Raw genomic sequence first — 1742 nt, 5'->3', positions numbered from 1 at the left:
CACACCGCCCACAAGATCGTGCTGAAGGGGGAATCCATGCGGAAGGCGAAGGCAGGGAAGAGCCGTTCGGAGGGTCCGCAGTCATGAAGGCGGCCTGTGGAAATGCCGCGGCGGTGGACAACCTCCCTGTTGCCCACCGCCGCTTGGACAGGCCTCCGCTGCGCTCCGGCTGCCCACATTCCCACAGGCCCCACGACGAGGGGAGGAACGACCAGCACTGAACTGAATCCGACCACCTTCGGACAGGATCGGGACCCAGCGTCGCTTCGCTCCGACAGGTGGTCGGCATGCCCGGACCGGGTGGACGGCATGGAGCGGAATCGGTGGACGGCATGCAGCGGATTCAGTGGTCGATTTCGTCGGAATACGCAGCAGGTGCTCGAGAGCTTCCAGGAGCTGCTGGCGGGGCACGACCCGGAAGCGCTGATCTACGTGGCCGACTCCCAGCTGCTCACGCCGGCCAACCTCCAGCAGATCGCCACCCAGAAGTTGCGCTTCATCTCCCGGCTGCCGGCGAATTACAAGCTGGAAGCCCAGTTGAAGGAGGCGGCCTGGGAGCCCTGGGTGCGGGGGGAGTGGCAGGCGGTCGGCGCCCTGGCGGAGCGGCCCCAGGCCGAACGGTATTGGATTTGGGAGACCGAGGCCTCCCTTTACGGGAGGCGGTACCGCTTCGTGCTGGTGCGCTCGACGGCCCGGGACCGCCGCCGGGAACAGGCGCTGGAGCGGGAGGTGGCCGACGAAGCCAGGCGCCTCACCCAGGCTGCCGAGCAGCTTTCCCGACAGCGCTTTGCCTGCGAGGCGGATGCCCAAGCGGCCCGGGACCGGTTTTTGGCCGAGCAGGCCCCGGCCCTGCACACCGTCACGGCCGAGGTCCAATCCGAAGAGGTGATCCACCGCCCCCGGGGCCGGCCTCGCAAGGAGGCCCCGCCGCCTCCCCGAGCGACGCGCTTTCGGGTATCGGTCACGATCGAACCGCCCTCACCGGAGCGGCTGCATCAGGAGATGGATAAACGGGCGCCCTTCGTGCTCATCACCAACGTCCCGGCCGAGCAGCTCTCGGCCCGGGAGGTGTTGGCCGAATACAAGGCGCAGCCCGCGGTGGAGCGCCGCTTCGCTTTTTTGAAAGACCCGGTCATCGTCACCGGTGTCTACCTCAAGCGCCCGGACCGGGCTCAGGCGCTGGCGTACGTCTTCTTGTTGGCGCTGTTGGTGGCGGCGTTTCTGGAGCGGCGCATCCGCCAGGCCCTGCAAGCGCAGCACGACACGCTGGTCGTGCCGGGCCAGCGCGCCACCGACCGGCCGACCATCCAGTCGATTCTGGAGCTGTTCCGCTCGTTGCAGATCGTCCTGGTCGACACGGGTCAAACCGTTCAACGGGTGCTCCCCCGCAACACGAATCCCCAGATCCTCAAGGTGCTTCGCCTGGCCGGCTACTCCGAGACCCTCTACACGGAGCGGTAACCTGTGACGTCAACCTCTCGAAAAATCCCCGCTGACCTGGGGGTGGGTGCGAAAAACGAGTTGTTACCTGTCTTCTCTTGGGAAGTACCTTACTCTCAACCACCCAGGCTCGGCAGCCTCCTATCTGTTACGGTGCAGCACCTCTGGATGGGTTAGGAGCCACTGGTAAGTCGATGCCAACCCTTGTTCCAAATCCATACGAGGGAACCAGCCCAAGGCCCTGATGCGTGAGATATCCAGGAGCTTACGAGGCATGCCGTCCGGCTTTGAAGCATCAAAGT

2 protein-coding genes are annotated in these 1742 nt (G+C 65.6%); one reads left to right on the top strand and one right to left on the bottom strand.

Annotation, left to right across the window (positions count from 1 at the left end; translation table 11 throughout):
• Nucleotides 1–375 precede the first annotated feature (375 nt).
• Nucleotides 376–1461, top strand: coding sequence for an IS1634 family transposase (locus AB1609_23010; GenBank protein MEW6049305.1), 1086 nt, complete (start codon nucleotides 376–378; stop codon nucleotides 1459–1461).
• 120 nt (nucleotides 1462–1581) lie between these two features.
• Here AB1609_23010 and AB1609_23005 read toward each other — a convergent pair.
• Nucleotides 1582–1742, bottom strand: a 161-nt coding sequence (locus tag AB1609_23005) for a GDP-L-fucose synthase (protein MEW6049304.1), incomplete at its 5' end; no start/stop codon positions are given.

This window comes from Bacillota bacterium (genome assembly GCA_040754675.1).
Taxonomy (GTDB): Bacteria; Bacillota; Limnochordia; order Limnochordales; family Geochordaceae; genus Geochorda.
This window is presented reverse-complemented; position numbering and strand designations above follow the sequence as displayed.